This is a genomic window from Streptomyces sp. NPDC048295 (assembly GCF_040652135.1).
Classification (GTDB): domain Bacteria; phylum Actinomycetota; class Actinomycetes; order Streptomycetales; family Streptomycetaceae; genus Streptomyces.
Window position 1 is genome coordinate 358,352 of the sequence record NZ_JBEZLL010000006.1, and the last position, 16,742, is coordinate 375,093.

The 16,742-nt window shown below is 72.4% G+C and carries 16 protein-coding genes; 4 read left to right on the forward strand and 12 right to left on the reverse strand.

What is annotated here, in order from left to right:
* Positions 1-26: 26 nt before the first annotated feature.
* The 4 genes from AB0D53_RS12105 to AB0D53_RS12120 form a co-directional block, all read right to left on the reverse strand.
* A complete protein-coding gene (locus AB0D53_RS12105; protein WP_362443844.1) occupies positions 27-1,031 on the reverse strand; it encodes a 2-hydroxyacid dehydrogenase in 1,005 nt (334 codons plus the stop codon).
* A gap of 126 nt (positions 1,032-1,157) precedes the next feature.
* On the reverse strand, positions 1,158-1,850 hold the full coding sequence (locus AB0D53_RS12110; protein ID WP_362443847.1) for a response regulator transcription factor: 693 nt from the start codon (positions 1,848-1,850) through the stop codon (positions 1,158-1,160).
* Positions 1,847-3,070, reverse strand: coding sequence for a DUF5931 domain-containing protein (locus AB0D53_RS12115; RefSeq protein ID WP_362443850.1), 1,224 nt, complete (start codon positions 3,068-3,070; stop codon positions 1,847-1,849). Before AB0D53_RS12115 ends, AB0D53_RS12110 begins: the two co-directional genes overlap by 4 nt.
* Positions 3,071-3,122: 52 nt before the next feature.
* Positions 3,123-3,866 carry a lysophospholipid acyltransferase family protein gene (locus AB0D53_RS12120; RefSeq protein ID WP_329815416.1) on the reverse strand — a complete coding sequence of 248 codons (744 nt, stop codon included), beginning with the start codon at positions 3,864-3,866 and terminating at the stop codon, positions 3,123-3,125.
* 193 nt (positions 3,867-4,059) lie between these two features.
* Here AB0D53_RS12120 and AB0D53_RS12125 point away from each other — a divergent pair, with 193 nt between their 5' ends.
* Together AB0D53_RS12125 and AB0D53_RS12130 are read left to right on the forward strand one after the other, a co-directional pair.
* Positions 4,060-4,839, forward strand: a complete 780-nt coding sequence (locus AB0D53_RS12125; RefSeq protein ID WP_362443854.1) for an alpha/beta fold hydrolase — start codon at positions 4,060-4,062, stop codon at positions 4,837-4,839.
* The gene (locus AB0D53_RS12130; protein WP_362443857.1) at positions 4,832-5,512 is read left to right on the forward strand and encodes a hypothetical protein; all 681 of its coding nucleotides are present in this window, start codon (positions 4,832-4,834) and stop codon (positions 5,510-5,512) included. Before AB0D53_RS12125 ends, AB0D53_RS12130 begins: the two co-directional genes overlap by 8 nt.
* Before the next feature lie 37 nt (positions 5,513-5,549).
* Here the strand turns inward: AB0D53_RS12130 and AB0D53_RS12135 are convergent, their stop codons facing one another.
* From AB0D53_RS12135 to AB0D53_RS12160, 6 genes are all read right to left on the reverse strand, one after another.
* Entirely contained in the window at positions 5,550-6,308 is a 759-nt protein-coding gene (locus tag AB0D53_RS12135) for an endonuclease/exonuclease/phosphatase family protein (protein WP_362443860.1), read from the reverse strand.
* A gap of 78 nt (positions 6,309-6,386) precedes the next feature.
* Entirely contained in the window at positions 6,387-7,328 is a 942-nt protein-coding gene (locus tag AB0D53_RS12140; protein ID WP_329815420.1) for an ROK family glucokinase, read from the reverse strand.
* 75 nt (positions 7,329-7,403) lie between these two features.
* A complete protein-coding gene (locus tag AB0D53_RS12145; RefSeq protein ID WP_362443865.1) occupies positions 7,404-7,862 on the reverse strand; it encodes a DUF5304 domain-containing protein in 459 nt (152 codons plus the stop codon).
* Between the two features lie 86 nt (positions 7,863-7,948).
* Complete coding sequence (locus AB0D53_RS12150; RefSeq protein ID WP_362443868.1) at positions 7,949-9,265, reverse strand: ArsA-related P-loop ATPase; 1,317 nt, start codon at positions 9,263-9,265, stop codon at positions 7,949-7,951.
* Positions 9,266-9,269: 4 nt separating this feature from the next.
* Positions 9,270-9,719: an SRPBCC family protein gene (locus tag AB0D53_RS12155; protein WP_072483258.1), complete on the reverse strand. Its 450-nt coding sequence runs from the start codon at positions 9,717-9,719 to the stop codon at positions 9,270-9,272.
* Positions 9,720-9,831: 112 nt separating this feature from the next.
* Positions 9,832-10,626: a metallophosphoesterase gene (locus AB0D53_RS12160; RefSeq protein ID WP_362443872.1), complete on the reverse strand. Its 795-nt coding sequence runs from the start codon at positions 10,624-10,626 to the stop codon at positions 9,832-9,834.
* Between the two features lie 280 nt (positions 10,627-10,906).
* On the opposite strand from AB0D53_RS12160, the gene AB0D53_RS12165 reads away from it, so the two are divergent.
* Positions 10,907-12,703: an AMP-dependent synthetase/ligase gene (locus AB0D53_RS12165; RefSeq protein ID WP_362443875.1), complete on the forward strand. Its 1,797-nt coding sequence runs from the start codon at positions 10,907-10,909 to the stop codon at positions 12,701-12,703.
* 85 nt (positions 12,704-12,788) lie between these two features.
* On the opposite strand, the gene AB0D53_RS12170 is transcribed toward AB0D53_RS12165, so the two are convergent.
* Positions 12,789-13,931 (reverse strand): glycosyltransferase family 4 protein, encoded by a 1,143-nt coding sequence (locus AB0D53_RS12170; protein WP_362443878.1) that lies wholly within the window; start codon positions 13,929-13,931, stop codon positions 12,789-12,791.
* Between the two features lie 120 nt (positions 13,932-14,051).
* Here AB0D53_RS12170 and AB0D53_RS12175 point away from each other — a divergent pair, with 120 nt between their 5' ends.
* Positions 14,052-15,302: a glycosyltransferase family 87 protein gene (locus tag AB0D53_RS12175; RefSeq protein ID WP_362443881.1), complete on the forward strand. Its 1,251-nt coding sequence runs from the start codon at positions 14,052-14,054 to the stop codon at positions 15,300-15,302.
* A 189-nt stretch (positions 15,303-15,491) separates the two neighbouring features.
* On the opposite strand, the gene AB0D53_RS12180 is transcribed toward AB0D53_RS12175, so the two are convergent.
* Positions 15,492-16,730, reverse strand: coding sequence for a hypothetical protein (locus AB0D53_RS12180; RefSeq protein WP_362443884.1), 1,239 nt, complete (start codon positions 16,728-16,730; stop codon positions 15,492-15,494).
* Between the last annotated feature and the right edge of the window lie 12 nt (positions 16,731-16,742).

The window sequence follows — 16,742 nt, forward strand, 5'->3', positions numbered from 1 at the left end:
ACGGGACCCCGGGGCGGTCCGGGGTCTCAGCTCGCCGGGGGCGCCGGGACCAGGACGTTGTCGCTGCGCCGGCCGGCCAGGTAGTCGGCGACGTTCCGCACGGTGGTGTCGATGATCTGTCCCACCGCGTCCTCGGTGTAGTACGCCTGGTGCGAGGTCACGATGACGTTCGGGAAGGTGACGAGGCGGGCCAGGGTGTCGTCGTCGATGCCCTCCAGCGACTTGTCGAGGAAGAAGAGCCCGGCCTCCGCCTCGTACACGTCGAGCCCGACGCCCAGGAAGCGGCCCGCGCGCAGCTGGGTGACGAGCGCGGTGGTGTCGATGAGCCCGCCGCGGCTGGAGTTGACCAGGATGACGTCGTCCTTCATCCGGGCCAGGGCTTCCTCGCCGATGATGTGGTGGGTCGAGGGCAGCAGCGGGACGTGCAGGCTGATCAGGTCGGACTCGGCCAGCAGCTGTTCCTTCTCCACGTACTTCATGCCGAGCGCGACGCAGGCGGGGTTCTCGGCGACGTCCCAGCCGAGCAGCTCCATGCCGAAACCATGGGCGATACGGGTGAAGGCCTCGCCGATCCTGCCGGTGCCGATCACGCCCGCCGTGCGGCCGCGCATGTCCCGGCCGAGCAGTCCGTCGAGCCGGAAGTCGAAGTCGCGGGTGCGGCTCGCGGCCCGGATGATCCGGCGGTTGACGGCCATCGCGAGGGTCCAGGCGAATTCGGCGACCGAGTAGGGCGAGTAGGAGGAGACCCGGGCGACCCGGAGGGCGAGGCGCTCGGCGACGTCGAGGTCGATGTTGTTGAAGCCGGTGGAGCGCTGGGCGATCATCTGTGTGCCGCCCGCCGCCAGGGTCTGCAGGACCCTGCCGCCCAGGTCGGCGTTGACGCTGGTGGAGATGATCTCGTAGCCCGCCGCGATGGGGGCGGTGTCCCTGTTCAGGAAGACGTCCAGGCAACGGACCTCGTGCTGCCCGGCGAATGCCTTCTCGATCAGCGGCTTCTCGTCGGACTGCACACCGAATGCCAGGATTTCCACGACTTCTCCCGTTCGTCGCACGGATCAGCGGATCAGGGGCATGGGCCGGTCATCGCGAATATACGGCCCATGCCGCTGCCCCGCCGCTCGGCCGAACGGGGTGGCCGGCGGTCCGCTCCGGGGCGCTCAGGCGTCGTCGAGGCCGCGCTCGATCGCGTACCGCACGAGTTCCACGCGGTTGTGCAGCTGGAGTTTGCCCAGGGTGTTCTGCACGTGGTTCTGCACGGTGCGGTGCGAGATGACCAGCCGTTCGGCGATCTGCTTGTAGGAGAGCCCCTTGGCGACCAGCCGCAGCACCTCGGTCTCGCGCTCGGTGAGCTGCGGGGCCTTGGGTTCGTCGGAGGCGACGGGGGTGGGGTCGGAGGCGAGCCTGCGGTACTCGCCGAGGACCAGTCCCGCCAGGCCCGGTGTGAAGACCGGGTCGCCGACGGCGGTGGAGCGCACGGCATCGGTCAGCTCCTGGGTACTGGCCGACTTGAGCAGATAGCCGGTGGCCCCGGACTTGACCGCCTCCAGTACGTCGGCGTGCTCGCCGCTCGCGGAGAGCACCAGCACCCGCAGCCCCGGGTGGGAGCCGACGAGCTCCTTGCAGACCTGGACCCCGGGCATGCCGGGCAGATTGAGGTCGAGCACGAGGACGTCGGGGGTGACGGCCTTCGCCCTGCGGACCGCCTGCGGTCCGTCACCGGCGGTCGCCACCACCTCGAAGCCCGACTCGGAAAGGTCACGGGCGACGGCGTCGCGCCACATCGGGTGGTCGTCCACCACCATCACCCTGATGGTCCGCTCATCGGCGGCCCGGGTGTTCTCCGTACTCATCTCGCTGGTCCTGCCTTCCCCCGTGAAACCTTCGGAACCTTCAACTCGACCTCGGTGCCCTGGCCGGGAACCGAGACCAACTCCGCCGTACCGCCCAGGTCACGCAGCCTCCCCCGGATCGACAGGGCCACCCCCATCCGCCCCTCGCCCTCGGCCTGGGCGAGCCGTCCCTCCGGGATCCCGGGGCCGTCGTCCCGGACCGTCACGATCACCTCGTCCGGCCAGTCCTCGACGAGGATCCATGCCTGGGCATTCTCCCCCGCGTGGACCCTGACATTGTCCAGGGCGGCACTGACAGCGGCCGCCAGCTCCGTCGCGGCCGCCGCGGCCAGCAGCACCGGAGCGCCCGGCTCCGCGAAGCTGACCCGGGAGCCGGCGTGCGGGGCGAGCAGGGAGCGCAGATCGCAGTCGGCGGCGCCGGACGGTTCGTCGTCGACCTCCATGCTGCGGACCACGGCGCCCTGGGCGGCGTCCTCGGAGACCCGGGTGGCGGGTACGAGACCGCTGGAGACCAGGGTGCGCAGGGCGACCTCCTGTTCGCCGGCCATCCGGCCCAGTTCGGCCGCCTCCCCGCCGAGCGCGGTGCCGCGCCGCTGCACCATCGCGAGGACCTGGAGCACGCTGTCGTGGATGTCCCTGGCCAGCCGTTCCCGCTCGCGGGTGGCGGCCTCGATCTCCAGGGCGCGGGCCAGGGTGCGCTCACTGGCCCTGGCGACCTCGACGACGTACCCGATCGCGATGGAGGCGACCCAGACCAGCAGCACGTTGTGGAACGTGTCCCGGCTGGGATCGCCGCGCTCGATGATGTTGGCGACGGCGACGAAGGTGGAGGCGAAGGCCGCCCAGCGCCAGCCGCCCTTGATCGCGAAGGCCAGCACGGAACCCGCGGTCCAGATCGACGGCAGCGTCGGGCCGTCGACCTGCTGGGCCTCGAAGTCGGCGAGCGGGGTGAGGAGTATCCCGGCCAGGGCGATGGTCAGATCGGCGCCGAGGAAACGTTTGGTGCAGGCGGCGGCGCCCGCGACCTTCGGAAGGGTGGCGAGCGTCCAGACCACCATCACCGCCAGGAAGGCGACGGCCACCCACGGCCGGTCGTACTTCTCCCGGCCGAAGACGGAGAGCAGGACCGCGTACAGCATCGTCAGGATGCGGTACGCGGTCAGCGCACTCCACAGCGGCTGCTCGACCGACATCCGTACGACGCGCTCGCGCCTGGTCACTTCTCCCCCACCCCCCGGACGGTACGGCGCGCTCACACGCCGTACCGTTCCTTCAGCCTTGCGTTCCGGGCTCGTCGCCCTTGTGCTTCTCCGCCTCGGCGCGGCGTTTCGCCTCGTCCGCGATCTGCCGCTTGGCCGCCGTCGCGTAGATGTCGACGTACTCCTGACCGGAGAGCTTCATGATCTCGTACATCACCTCGTCGGTGAGCGAGCGGAGGATGAAGCGGTCCCCGTCCATGCCGTGGTAGCGGCTGAAGTCGAGCGGCTTGCCGATCCTGATCCCTGGGCGCATCAGCTTGGGCACGACCTGGCCGGGCGGCTGGATCTTCTCCGTGTCGATCATCGCGACGGGGATGACGGGCGCCCCGGTGGCCAGCGCCACCCTGGCCAGCCCGCCGGGCTTGCCGCGGTAGAGACGGCCGTCGGGCGAGCGGGTGCCCTCCGGGTAGATGCCGAAGAGGCCGCCGCTCTCGATGACCTCGATGCCCGCCTTGATGGCCGCCTCGCCGGCGCCGCGGGCGCCCGAGCGGTCCACCGGAAGCTGGCCGACGCCCTTGAAGAAGGCCGCGGTCAGCTTGCCCTTCACACCGGGTGCGGTGAAGTACTCGGACTTGGCGATGAAGGTGACCTTGCGGTCCAGGACCGCCGGCAGGAAGAAGGAGTCGGAGAACGACAGATGGTTGCTCGCGAGGATCGCCGGCCCCTGCGCGGGAATGTTCTCCAGGCCCTCCACCCATGGCCGGAAGGCGAGCTTCAGTGAGCCGCCGATGGAGAACTTCATTGCGCCGTAGATCAACTCGGGTGCCTCCTGTGTGCTGTCCGACAGACCTTAACCCGTGGGGCGCCCGCCTCCCGCCCGGCACGGAGCCGATGCGGCGGCCGGAGGCGGTGACGACCCTGGTCGGTGTCAGCCCGGTCGCGTACGGTGAAGTAATCCTTCTGCACTCCCCCTTTCGCTCCCCTTCGAGCCTCACGAACAGGAGACCCCGGTGCCGGTCCTTCCTGGAGCCGAGCCGTTCCGCCACGAGGGCGGAGAGGTCGGTGTCCTTCTCTGTCACGGATTCACCGGTTCCCCGCAGTCGCTGCGCCCCTGGGCGCACTACCTGGCGGAGCGCGGGCTCACCGTCTCGCTGCCCCTGCTGCCGGGGCACGGCACCCGCTGGGAGGACATGCAGCTCACCGGCTGGCAGGACTGGTACGCGGAGGTGGACCGGGAGCTGCGCGCCCTGCTGGAGCGGTGCAGCCAGGTCTTCGTCTTCGGGCTGTCCATGGGCGGCGCGCTGACGCTGCGGCTGGCGGCGAAGCACGGGGACGCGATCAGTGGCCTGGTGCTGGTCAACCCGGCGAACAAGGTGCACGGCCTGTCGGCGTACGCGCTGCCGGTAGCCCGTCATCTGGTGCGGACGACGAAGGGCCTGGCGAGCGACATCGCCCTGCCGGGCTCCGAGGAGGTGGGGTACGACCGGGTGCCGCTGCACGCGGCGCATTCGCTGCGGAATTTCTTCCGCCTGGTCGACGCCGAGCTTCCCCAGGTCACCCAGCCGATCGTGCTGCTGCACAGCCCGCAGGACCATGTGGTGCCGCCCGCCGACTCGGCCCGCATCCTCGGCCGGGTGTCGTCGACGGACGTCGAGGAGATCCTGCTGGAACAGAGCTACCACGTGGCGACGTTGGACCACGATGCGGAGCGGATCTTCGACGAGAGCTACCAGTTCATCGGCCGCCTCGCCCCGAGCGTCGGAAAGAAGGGGAGCACGTCAGGTGGCTGAGCACGACGCGGAGCGCGCGGGCAGCGAGGAGGAGCGCGAGCCCCTTCCCGCGGAGGGAGCGGCCGTGCCCGACGACGGCACGGGCCCGCAGGACGCCGCTGCACCGGAGGCGGCGCCGGGCGCCGACGGCAGCCGGACCGAGCCGTCGGTCGACGAGGACGCGGCGTGGCAGGCGATCGTCGCGGGGTACGGCGAGGAGCCGCCGGACCCGCCGGGCACCAAGCCGTTCCGGTCGGTCGAGGATCTCGCGCTGCTGGAGGACGACCGGCCCGGCGTCCTGGACCCCGACAAGGGGCTGGGGAAGAAGTCCGTGAAACCGCCGGAGAAGCCGCTCGGCGGCTCGGTCGTTTTCGCGCCCGGCGTCGGGGGTCCGCGCGACTACGACGTCGCGGAGCCGAAGGACGACGATCTCGACGACAGCGACGAGGGGCATTTCGTCCCCCCGGAGCCGCCGCCGCTGCCGGAGGCCGATGTCACTGCGAAGTTCGCCTGGCTCGCGGTCGTCGGCGGTCCGGTGCTGATGCTGCTCGCGGTGCTGCTGCGCTGGGACATGACCTGGTGGCTCACGACGATCTGCATCGGCGGCTTCCTGGGCGGTTTCGTCACCCTGGTGGCGCGGATGAACGACGACGACGAGGACGGCGACGACCCCGGGCGCGGGGCGGTGGTCTGAGGCGGGGCGCTGCGGCGGGCGGGCGAACACCGCCCGCTCAGGGCCTGATCGCGGGCACCCGCAGCGCCGCCAGCACCGGCAGATGGTCGGTGGCCGCCCGCAGGTCCGCGTCGGTGACACCGGGCAGCCCGGCGGGGACACCGCAGCCGAGCACCTCGATGCCTTCCGTCGCGAAGACCGCGTCGATGCGCCGTCGCGGGTCGTCCGGCGCATAGGTGTTCTCCTCGCCCCAGGGCCGGACCGCCCAGCAGTCCTGGAGCCGCCCGGCCAGCCGCCGGAACGCGGCTCCGGCCGGTACGTCGTTGAGGTCACCGGCCGCGATGGCGTGCTCGACGCCCAGCGCGTCCAGCCGTTCCAGCAACAGCTCCGTCTGGGCCAGGCGTTCGTCGCGCCGCAGGCTCAGATGGAAGCTCAGCAGACCGATCCGGGTGCCCGCGATCCGTACCACCGACGTCGCGAAGCCCCTGCGGTGCAGTCCGGGGGTGAGCGGCAGCAGCACGTCCTGTGTCCGCTCCACGGTGGCCCGCAGCGAGCAGAGCAGCAGCGGCCCGGCCGCGGTGGCGCCGCCACTGAGGAGGACCAGGTCGGTACGGGCCGCGAGCCAGGCGGCCCGCTTGCGCCAGCGGAAGAAGCGCGGGGCCTCCTGGATGAAGACCAGGTCGGGGGCGCAGGCGCTGATGACCCGGGCCAGTGCCTCGCGGTCGTCGCGCATCGACCGGACGTTGTAGCTGAGCACGCGGATGACGGCCGAACCATCCGGCTCGGTACGGGAGTCGGGCAGTGGCGTCAGGACCATGCGGCTCACGATACGACGGACGCCCGCCGCTCCCACAGGGGCGCGACGGGCGTCCGGTTCGGTCCGGTCCCGTTCGGCTCAGCCCTGGCGGGCCAGGTCGGCCGCGCCCACCAGTCCGGCCTCGCCACCCAGTTGGGCCGCGAGCACCTGGGCGTGCGGACGCCATTCGCCGCCGATCAGCCAGCGCCGGAACGACTTGCGGATCGGGTCGAGCACCAGCTCGCCCTCGTCCGAAACGCCGCCGCCGACGATGAACGCGGACGGGTCGAAGAGCGAGGCGAGGTCGGCGAGTCCGGCGCCGGCCCAGCGGGCCAGCTCACGGAACGAGTCGACCGCGACCGGGTCGCCCTGCCGGGCGGCCCGGCTGATGTGCTTGCCCTCGATGCCGTCGACCGTGCCGTCGCCGAGCGACAGCAGGATCGTGGCGTTCTCGGGGGTGGCGTTGGCGCGCTGCTTGGCGTACCGGACGAGCGCGCGTCCGGACGCGTACTGCTCCCAGCAGCCCTGGCTGCCGCAGCCGCAGAGCAGACCGTCCGGGACGACCCGGATGTGGCCGAACTCGGCGGCCACGCCGAAGCGTCCGCGGCGCAGCTTGTTGCCGATGATGATGCCGCCGCCGAGGCCGGTGCCGAGCGTGATGCAGATGACGTCGTCGTGGCCCTGTCCGGCGCCGAAGCGGTATTCGCCCCAGGCCGCGGCGTTGGCGTCGTTCTCGACGACCACGGGAAGGCCGACGCGCTGTTCGACCTTGTCCTTCAGCGGCTCGTGCCGCCAGTTGATGTTCGGCGCGAACAGGACGGTGGCGCGCTTGTCGTCGACGTATCCGGCCGCGCCGATGCCGACCGCATCGATCTGGTGGCCCTCGCTCGCGCCGGACACCGCCGCCGCGATCGCGTCCACGATGCCTTCAGCCGTCGGCGGGGTCGGCACCTTGTGCGTCGAGAGGATGCGGCCCTCTTCGTCGACCACTCCAGCCGCGATCTTGGTGCCGCCGATGTCGACGCCGATGGTGAGTCCCATGAATCCCTCAGTTCCGGTCGAGCCCCGCTGGGGCCAACCGTACCCGAGCCGGGGGCCCGGCCTTTTCGGTGCCGGTCAGTCCAGGTCGATGTGCTCGCCCGCGGCGGGGCCCTCGTCACGGGGGTCGGAGGGGTCGTCGGCCTTCTTCTCAGTGCCTGCGGAGTCCCCGGCGCCCTGGGTCCAGCGGCGTTCCTGGCCCTCGACGGCGGAGCGGTAGGCGGCGAGGAGCTCGCTGCCGGCCGCGGCGATGTGGTCGAAGACGTCCGGATTGCGCTCGATGACGGGCTCGACCGCGGACTTCGCCTGCTTGATGATCTGCTGCACGGTGCCCTGGGCCGCCGCGCCGAACAGCGGCGACTGGAGGGACGAGACCTTGTCGGCCACGGCGTCGACCAGCTTGCGCAGTTCCTCGGCGGCGGAGCCGGGCGGCGGGCCGTACTGGTCGCGGCGGCGGGCCTTCTCCGCTTCGAGGTCCTCGGCGCAGGCCTTCGCCCACGCGTCGTCGTCGACGGGACGATCGGTGGCATCGCTCATGGCGGACTCCTGCGACGTGGTGTGCCGGCGGCCCGGCATACGGGGCAACACGTACTACCGACGTTACCCGAACCGCGGGGCGACGTTCAGTCCGTCCTCGGCCACAGCCCGGGGTCCGGGGTGAACCGGACCCGCAGGACCCCGTCGGTGAGGGCCGCGCCGGAGACGGTGCAGCGGCGCAGCCCCGACTCCAGCGGGACGATCCGGTGGAACGGGCCAACGGTGAGCAGCAGTTCGTCGCCGCGCCGGACCAGCTGGAGGTCCTTCTTGGCGGCGCCGGGCAGCGGCAGGCACCAGACGAGGACCGGTTCGCCGTCGCCGGACGGCGGGACGGTCACGATCCGGGCGCCGGGAAGCAGTCCGCCGAGGCCGTCCGGGGCACCGGGGCTCTCGATCCACCAGGGGTCGTCGGCCCGGCCGGGGCTCCGCCCGTCCGGTTCGGAGGCCAGTCCGCCGCCCTCGAAGAGGCCGCCGCCGGTGCCCGCCGCCTCGAAGACGGTGCAGGCGGCCGTGGTGTCGAGGCGGGCGAGGTCGTCGAGGCCCCTCGGGTCGCGGCCCAGGTGGGGCACCTCGCACAGCGCGGCCTCGGGGACCCATTCCTCGTACCAGCGGTCGACCGTCTTCTCCTGCTGTGCGGCGAGCTCCGCGAACCAGGGGTCGGCCGAGTGCCTGGGCAGCACCCGGTTGACCGCGAGGGTGTCGACCCGCAGTCCGTGCAGGGCGAGGCCGGTGCGGGCGGTGCGCAGGGCCTCCTCGGCGGCGGGGCCGGGCTCCGCGACCAGCCGGAGCGTGGTGCCGCGGTCCTCGATCAGGGCCTGGACGGCGGCCAGCTCGGCGTCCCTGCGGGCGGCCGCCTCGTACAGCCACTGGGCGGGCATGGGTACACCGGCGAGCTGGGCGAGCATCGGGCGCAGGGCGCGGGCCGCCTGGCGTTCGGGGGGAAGCAGCCTGCGCAGATAGCGGCGCAGCTGCTCGGGGAGGGCGAGCAGGGCGAGCGCCTCGCGCAGCGGTGGCAGGTCGACGACGAGGAGTTCGTGGCCACGGCGCGACCAGTCGCCCTCGGCGGCGCGGCGCAGGGTGTGCAGGAGGGCGAGCTCGGTGCTGCCGGGGAGTTCGGTCAGTTCCTCGCCGTCCAGCCGGTTGCCGCCGAGCAGGTCGAGTACGGCGGAGGCCTGGTCCTGGAGGGCGAGGAGTTCCTCGCGGAAGTGCTCGCCGGAGTCGATGCGGGCGGACCACAGCCCGTCGGTGACCTCGGTGGGTTCGGTGCCGTCGGGGAAGCCGGGTATGCCGTCGGCCGTCAGCAGCAGGGTGCGGCGGCCGCGGCGGGCGGCGGCCAGCGCGGTCGCCGCGGCGACGGTGGTACGGCCGGCGCCGCCGGGGCCGGTGACGAGGACCGTACGCACCGGGTCAGGCCTTCGGGACGGACTCGACGCGCTTCTTCAGGCCGGCCAGGGCCCGGTCGATGATGACCTTCTCCGCCTTGCGCTTGATCATGCCGAGCATCGGGATCTTGACGTCGACGGTCAGCCGGTAGGTGACCTCGGTGCGGTCGCCGTCGCCGAGCGGGGCCAGTGCGTAGGAGCCGTCGATGGCGCGCAGCATCTGGGACTTGACGAGGGTCCAGCTGACCTCGTAGTCGCCGATCCAGGTGTAGGCGAGCGTGTGGTCGTCCTTGATCGCTCCGGCGTCGAGGACGAGGCGGACCTTCTCGGCGCGGCCGTGGTCGTCGGTGGAGAGGACCTCGGCCTCCTTGACCTCGCCGGTCCACTCCGGGTAGCGGGCGAAGTCGGCGATCACTCCCATGACGTCGGCCGGCGCCGCCTCGATCGTGATGCTCGAGCTGGTGTGTTCAGCCATCGCCGTGGCTCCTCCAGTGCGGTGTACCGGTGCGTCGGCAGAGGCCTGCCGTCAGAAGGCTATCGCGTGCGCGCGCCACCTCGTCCCAGGGTCCGGTGCCGGTGCGGTGCGGTCACCATTCCAGGGCCCAGGGCCTGCCGGTGGACGCGAAGTGACCGACGTTCACGCACTCGGTGGCGCCGATCCTCATCCGTCGGACCAGCGGCTGGTGGACGTGGCCGAACAGGGCGTACCGGGGGCGGGTCCGGCGGATGGCGTCCAGCAGGGCCCGGCTGCCGCGCTCGAAGCGGCGCGCCACGGTGTCGTACGTCAGCTCGGGCACCTCGGGCGGGATGTGGGTGCAGAGCACGTCGACCGGGCCGATCGCCTCGATCTTCGCCGCGTACTCCTCGTCGCCGATCTCGTACGGGGTCCTCATCGGGGTCTTCAGGCCGCCGCCGACGAAGCCGAAGACCCGGCCGCCGATCTCGGCCCGCTGGCCGTCCAGGACGGTGGTGCCGGGGTGTGCGTACTCGGGCCACAGGTTGGGGATGTCGACGTTGCCGTAGGTGGCGTACGTAGGTGTGGGGAAGGCCGCGAAGAGTGCGGCGTACTGCTTGCGCACCGCCGAGACGATCGCGGCGTTGCGGTCCATGCCCTTCCACAGGCCGCGGCCGAACTCGCGGGCCTCCTCGAAGCGCCGCTCGGTGCGCAGCGCGACGATCCGGTCGGCGTTCTCCACGCCGAAGAGGTCGGGGAAGATGCCCCGCGAGTGGTCGGCGTAGTCGAGGAAGAGCACCAGGTCACCGAGGCAGACCAGCGCGTCGGCGCCGTCCCCGGCGCGGGCCAGCGCCTCGGTGTTGCCGTGCACGTCACTGACCACGTGGATGCGCGTGCGCTGTCGGGTGCTGTCCGGTCCGGCTCGCATGACGATCACCCTAGGGGCTGTCCGGCCACCTGAGTAGAGGCCGCCGGACCTGCGAATATCGCCGTCCGGTCACGCGGGTGGACTACTGTGCGCCCAAGGATCACGGTTGTGTGTGACGCATAAGACATCTGGCCGGAACCCCCTATCGGGAACCGAGTACTGGTGGGTAACGTCCGGGCAGTCCCGTCGTGCTCACCCCACTGAGCACTTGCCAGTCTTGGACCGCAGCCGGTGCGTCACACAGAGCCGTGGCACCGGAGCCCGATGAGGAGCAGCAGTCTTGCGCGAGTTCAGCCTTCCGGCCCTGTACGAGGTCCCCTCGGACGGCAACCTGACGGATCTCATCCGCCGCAATGCCGCTCAGCATCCCGATGTCGCGGTGATGAGCCGCAACGTGGGGGGCAGGTGGACGGATGTCGACGCCACGCAGTTCCTGGCCGAGGTCAGAGGCGTCGCCAAGGGTCTGATCGCCGCGGGTGTCGAGGCCGGCGACCGGGTGGCCCTGCTCTCGCGCACCCGCTACGAGTGGGTGCTGCTCGACTTCGCGATCTGGAGCGCGGGCGCGGTCACCGTCCCGGTGTACGAGACCAGCTCGCCCGAGCAGATCCAGTGGATCCTCGGCGACTCCGGCGCCGCGCTCTGTCTCGTGGAGTCCGAGGCGCACCGGGCCTCCGTGGTCTCCGTCCAGGCCGGCCTGCCGGCCCTGAAGGGCATCTGGCAGCTGGAGGACGACGCGATCCGCCGGCTGACGGCGCTCGGGGAGGACGTCTCGGACGAGACGCTGGACCTGCGGATGGCGAGCGCCAAGGCGGACGACCCGGCCACCATCGTCTACACCTCGGGCACCACCGGCCGCCCCAAGGGCTGTGTGCTCACGCACCGCAGCTTCTTCGCCGAGTGCGGCAACGTGGTGGAGCGGCTGAAGCCGCTCTTCCGTACCGGCGAGTGCTCCGTGCTGCTCTTCCTGCCCGCCGCGCACGTCTTCGGACGGCTGGTCGAGGTGGCCTCGGTGATGGCTCCGATCAAGCTCGGCTGCGTACCGGACATCAAGCACCTCACCGATGAACTGGCCTCGTTCCGGCCGACGTTGATCCTCGGTGTGCCGCGGGTCTTCGAGAAGGTCTACAACGCGGCGCGCGCCAGGGCGCAGGCCGACGGCAAGGGCCGGATCTTCGACAAGGCCGCGAACACCGCGATCGCGTACAGCCGCGCGCTGAGCACCCCCCAGGGCCCGCCCCTGGGCCTGAGGCTGAAGCACAGGATCTTCGACCGGCTGGTCTACGGCAAGCTGCGCGCGGTGCTCGGCGGGCGTGGTGAGTACGCGATCTCCGGCGGCGCGCCGCTGGGCGAGCGGCTCGGCCACTTCTACCGCGGGATCGGTTTCACGGTCCTGGAGGGCTACGGCCTGACCGAGACCTGCGCGGCCACCGCCTTCAACCCGTGGGACCGGCAGAAGATCGGTACGGTCGGCCAGCCGCTGCCCGGTTCGGTGGTGCGGATCGCGGACGACGGCGAGGTGCTGCTGCACGGCGAGCACCTGTTCACCGGCTACTGGAACAACGAGGCGGCCACGGCCGACGCGCTGGCCGACGGCTGGTTCCACACCGGTGACATCGGCACGCTCGACGAGGACGGCTACCTCGCGATCACCGGCCGCAAGAAGGAGATCATCGTCACGGCGGGCGGCAAGAACGTCGCCCCGGCGGTGATCGAGGACCGGATCCGGGGCCATGCCCTGGTCGCCGAGTGCATGGTGGTCGGCGACGGGCGGCCGTTCGTGGGCGCGCTGGTCACCCTGGACGATGAGTTCCTGGGCCGCTGGGCCGAGGAGCACGGCAAGCCGTCCGGCTCGACGGCCCGGTCGCTGCGCGAGGACCCGGAGCTGCTGGCCGAGGTGCAGCGGGCGGTGGACGACGGGAACGCGGCCGTCTCCAAGGCGGAGTCGGTGCGCAAGTTCCGCATCCTGGACGCGCAGTTCACCGAGGAGGCGGGCCACATCACGCCGTCGCTGAAGCTGAAGCGCAATGTGGTGGCGAAGGACTTCGCCGACGAGATCGAGTCGATCTACCGGGGCTGACCGGCGGCCGGTCCACCGGGACCGACCCGGTATCCGTACGCGAGAGGGCCCGCACGGTGTGTGCGGGCCCTCTCGCGTACGTGGCTCAGAGCAGCGCCCGGAGCCGTTCGGCGAGCAGGTCCCAGCGCCACTTCTCCTCGACCCAGGCCCGGCCCCGCTCCCCCATCCGCTGCCGCAGCTCCGGGTCGTGGAGCAGGGTGACGATCCGGTCGGCCGTCTCCTCCACGCTGCCGCCGCGCACCACCCATCCGGTCTCGCCGTCGAGCACCGCGTCGGGCGCGCCGCCCGAGTCGCCCGCCACCACCGGGAGACCGGTCGCGGAGGCCTCCAGGAAGACGATGCCGAGGCCCTCCACGTCCAGGCCGCCGCGACGGGTCCGGCACGGCATGGCGAAGACGTCGCCCGCGCCGTAGTGGGCGGGCAGCTCCTCCCACGGCACCGGTCCGGTGAACCGTACGGACTCCTCGACCCCGGTCCGGGCGGCCAGCCGCTTCAGCTCCCCGGCGTACGGTCCGCCGCCGACGATCAGCAGCACCGCGTCCGGCACCTGCGCCAGGATCGCGGGCATCGCGAGGATCAGCGTGTCCTGGCCCTTGCGCGGCACCAGCCGTGACACACAGACGACGACGGGCCGGTCCGCGAGGCCGAGCCCGGCCCTGACCCGGTCCCCGCCCGATCCCGGGTGGAAGGCCTTCTCGTCGACACCGGGCGGCAGTTGAGCCATGCGCGCCGCGGCCCCGGGGCTGAGCGCGGGGGCGATCCGGGAGCGGGTGTACTCCCCCAGATAGGTGATCGTGTCCGTGCCCTCGCCGATCCGTCGCAGCAGCTGCCGGGCCGCGGGGAGCTGGGCCCAGCCCGCCTCGTGCCCGTGGGTGGTGGCGACCAGGCGGCGGGCGCCCGCCCTGCGCAGCGCCGGCGCCATCAGCCCGAGCGGGGCCGCGGCGCCGAACCAGACGGAGGTACAGCCGTGTTCGCGCAGCAGCCGGACCGCGCGCCGGGTGACCCGCGGGGTCGGCAGCAGCATCGTCGTCGGGTCGCGCACCACGGTGAACGGCTGCTCGGCATCGAAGGCGGCGGTGGCCGCGAGGCCTTCGGCGGTCCGCTTCCAGGTGGAGGCGTAGACGACGATCCGTCCGGGGTCCAGGCGCAGCGCCATGTTGTGCAGGAACGCCTGGATGCCGCCGGGGCGGGGCGGGAAGTCGTTGGTCACGATCAGGGTCTTGTCCATCCCGGCCGACAGTACCGGGCGGTCCGGCCCCGATGGCCCGCGCACCGGCCGGGCGGGCATCATGGCTCCTCGTACCCACCGGGAAACGACCGGCGAAATACGGACACGGATGAGGCGTTCATGACGGGATCGACCGGCGCACGGCTCGCCGCCGCGGCGGTGTGGGCCCTGACCAGGGTCGCGCTGCTGCTCTTCGTCACCAAGGTGATCACCCTGCCCGGACCGGACGTGACCAGCGATGTCTCGGTGATCTATCACGGCTGGTCCGAGGTCCTGAAGACCGGTACGTATCCGGAGTCCGACGTCACCTGGCAGTACCCGCCGCTGGCCGCGCTGGCCGTCCTCTCCCCCGCGCTGCTGCCGTTCCTGGACTACGCCTCGGCCTTCTTCGTCCTCGCATTCGTGTGCGACGGGCTGGTGCTGGCGCTGCTGCTGTACGCGGGCCGGGGCGGCGGCCGGTCGGTGGCGGGCACCTGGGTGTGGGTGGCGGGGGTGCCGCTGCTCGGCACGACCGCGTACGCCCGTTACGACGTGATGGTCACGGCGGTGGCGGTGGCGGCGCTCCTGGCGGGGCTGCGGCATCCGCGGGTGATGGGGGTGCTGGCCGCCGTCGGTGCGCTGCTGAAGGTGTGGCCGGCGCTGGTCCTGGCCGGTACGGCGCGCGGCCGGCACACAAGGCTGGCGTGGACGGCCGCGGCGGTGACGGCGGCCGGGCTGCTGGTGGGGTGCGCCGTGGCGATGCCGGGGGCGCTGGCCTTCCTCGGCGCCCAGCGCGACCGGGGCACCGAGGTCGAGTCGCTGGGCGCGCTGGTCTTCCATGTGGCGCGGCAGTTCGGCTGGCCGGGCCGGGTGGAGTACCACTACGGCTCGATGGAGTTCCTGGGGCCGTACGTGCCGCTGGTGAGCACGCTCGCCCTGGGTCTGTCCGTGCTCGCGTTCGGCTGGCTGCTGATGTGGCGGCTGCGGGCCCGTGACTTCGGCGCGGGCACCCCGGCGGACGCGGCGTTCGTGGCGGTGCTGCTGTTCACGACGACGAGCCGGGTGATCAGCCCCCAGTACATGCTGTGGCTGGTCGGTCTCGCGGCGGTCTGCCTGGTGTTCCGCGACAGCCGGATGGTGCTGCCGTCCTGTCTGGTGCTGCTGGCGACGGGCGTCACCCAGTGGGAGTTCCCGCTCGGGTTCACGCACGTGGTGACCAGCGACGCGACCGGCGTGACGCTGATGGTCCTGCGCAACGGCCTGCTGGTCGCGGCGACGCTGATCGCCTGCCGCCGGCTGTGGCGGCGTACGGTCCCCGGGGCGGCGCGCGAGAACCGCGGGGCCGCCGTGCGGCCGGGTCCCGGCCGCACGGCGGAGCCCGTCGGCTCCTGAGCCGTGCCTCCAGGGTCTTTCGTCCGGATCGAGCCGGATCGGGGAGCGGGGTCCGGTGCGTGCGATCGCAGGACGGAGGAGGGAGCCGATGGGGTCTCCCCGCCCGAGCGGAGCCGAGAGCCCGGGGAAGGAGCCCTGGCGACCGAGCGTGCCGGCCCCTCCAGCCCGGCATGATCCGGGCGAGAGGCCCTAGCCGAGCTCGGAGCGCAGATGCTCCCGCCAGAGCGCGGTGAAGTCCTGCGGGGTCGTGCCGAGCACCTCGTGCATGGCCTGCTCCACCGCTCCGTCCCGTCTCCCGTGCCCTCCGACGGCCCGGTAGAAGGCGAACAGCTTCTTCTCGCCCCAGTGGTCGGCGATCAGGTCGCAGGCCGCCCAGCCGCCCTCGTACGCCCTCGCCAGGCGCGCGGGGTCGCCCGCGAAGCCGAAGTCCTCGTCCGTGGGGAGCCGGGCGGGCAGGTCGCCGCGCCGGACGGCGTCGGCGAGTTCGGGCGCGATCCGTGCCGGGGTGCGGTCCTCGGAGCGGTAGGCCGCCCAGTCCGCGAAGCCCTCGGAGAGCCAGGCCGGGGTCGCGGCGGAGGTGTGGGCGCGGGTGGCGACATGGGTGGTCTCGTGGGTGAGGACGACCCGCTGCCCGAAGGCACCGAGCGTGCCGTACGCCTGCGGGTTGACGATCACACGGTCGGCGGGGGTCCGGCCCGCGCCGCCGGTCTGCCCCGTGGTGACGGCGGCGATGCCCCGGTAGTCGGCCGACGACCCCAGCAGCCCCGCCAGGTCGTCCACCGTGCGCGGCACGAGCACCACCACGCGGCCCGCCCAGCGCTCCGGCCAGGCGCGGGAGACGGCGGGCACCGCGCGGTCCGCGGTCCGGGCGATGGCGCGCAGCTCCTGACCGGTGCGGCCCACGCCGAGCACGAGGCTGTGCGCCCCGCGCACCACCTGTACGTCGCCCTGCTGCCAGAGCTGGCGGGCGCCGTCCCCGCCGGCCCGTTCCCCGACGACGTACCAGCGGCCGTCCGTCCGGTCCCGTCTCAGGTCGAACACCCGGTCCGCGGTGACCGGGGCGGCGTCGTAGTCCTTGATCCGGTAGCGCAGCTCGACCTCGGCGGTGGCCCGGTCGGTCCCCTGCCCGGTCACGTCCTGCAGCCGGTAGGTCCATGAGCCGAGCGGTACGTCCGCGAGGTTGGCAAGCTCCCGGCGCCCGGCCGTGCGCAGCCCGGTGGCCCCGGGGTCCGTCGTGGCCAGGAAGGCGTCCGTGTCGTGGTCGAGCACGGCGGCGGCCCGGCGGTCCAGCGTGGCGCGGATGCCACGGGCGGTGGCCCCGGGGGCGGCGTCATGGCCGGGGGCCGCGCAGCCGGAGACGAGCAGCAGCCCGGCGAGCAGCACCCCCGCCGCTCGCCGCCCTCCGTTCCGTCCCCGTCTGCCGCTCACCCGATCGAGGGT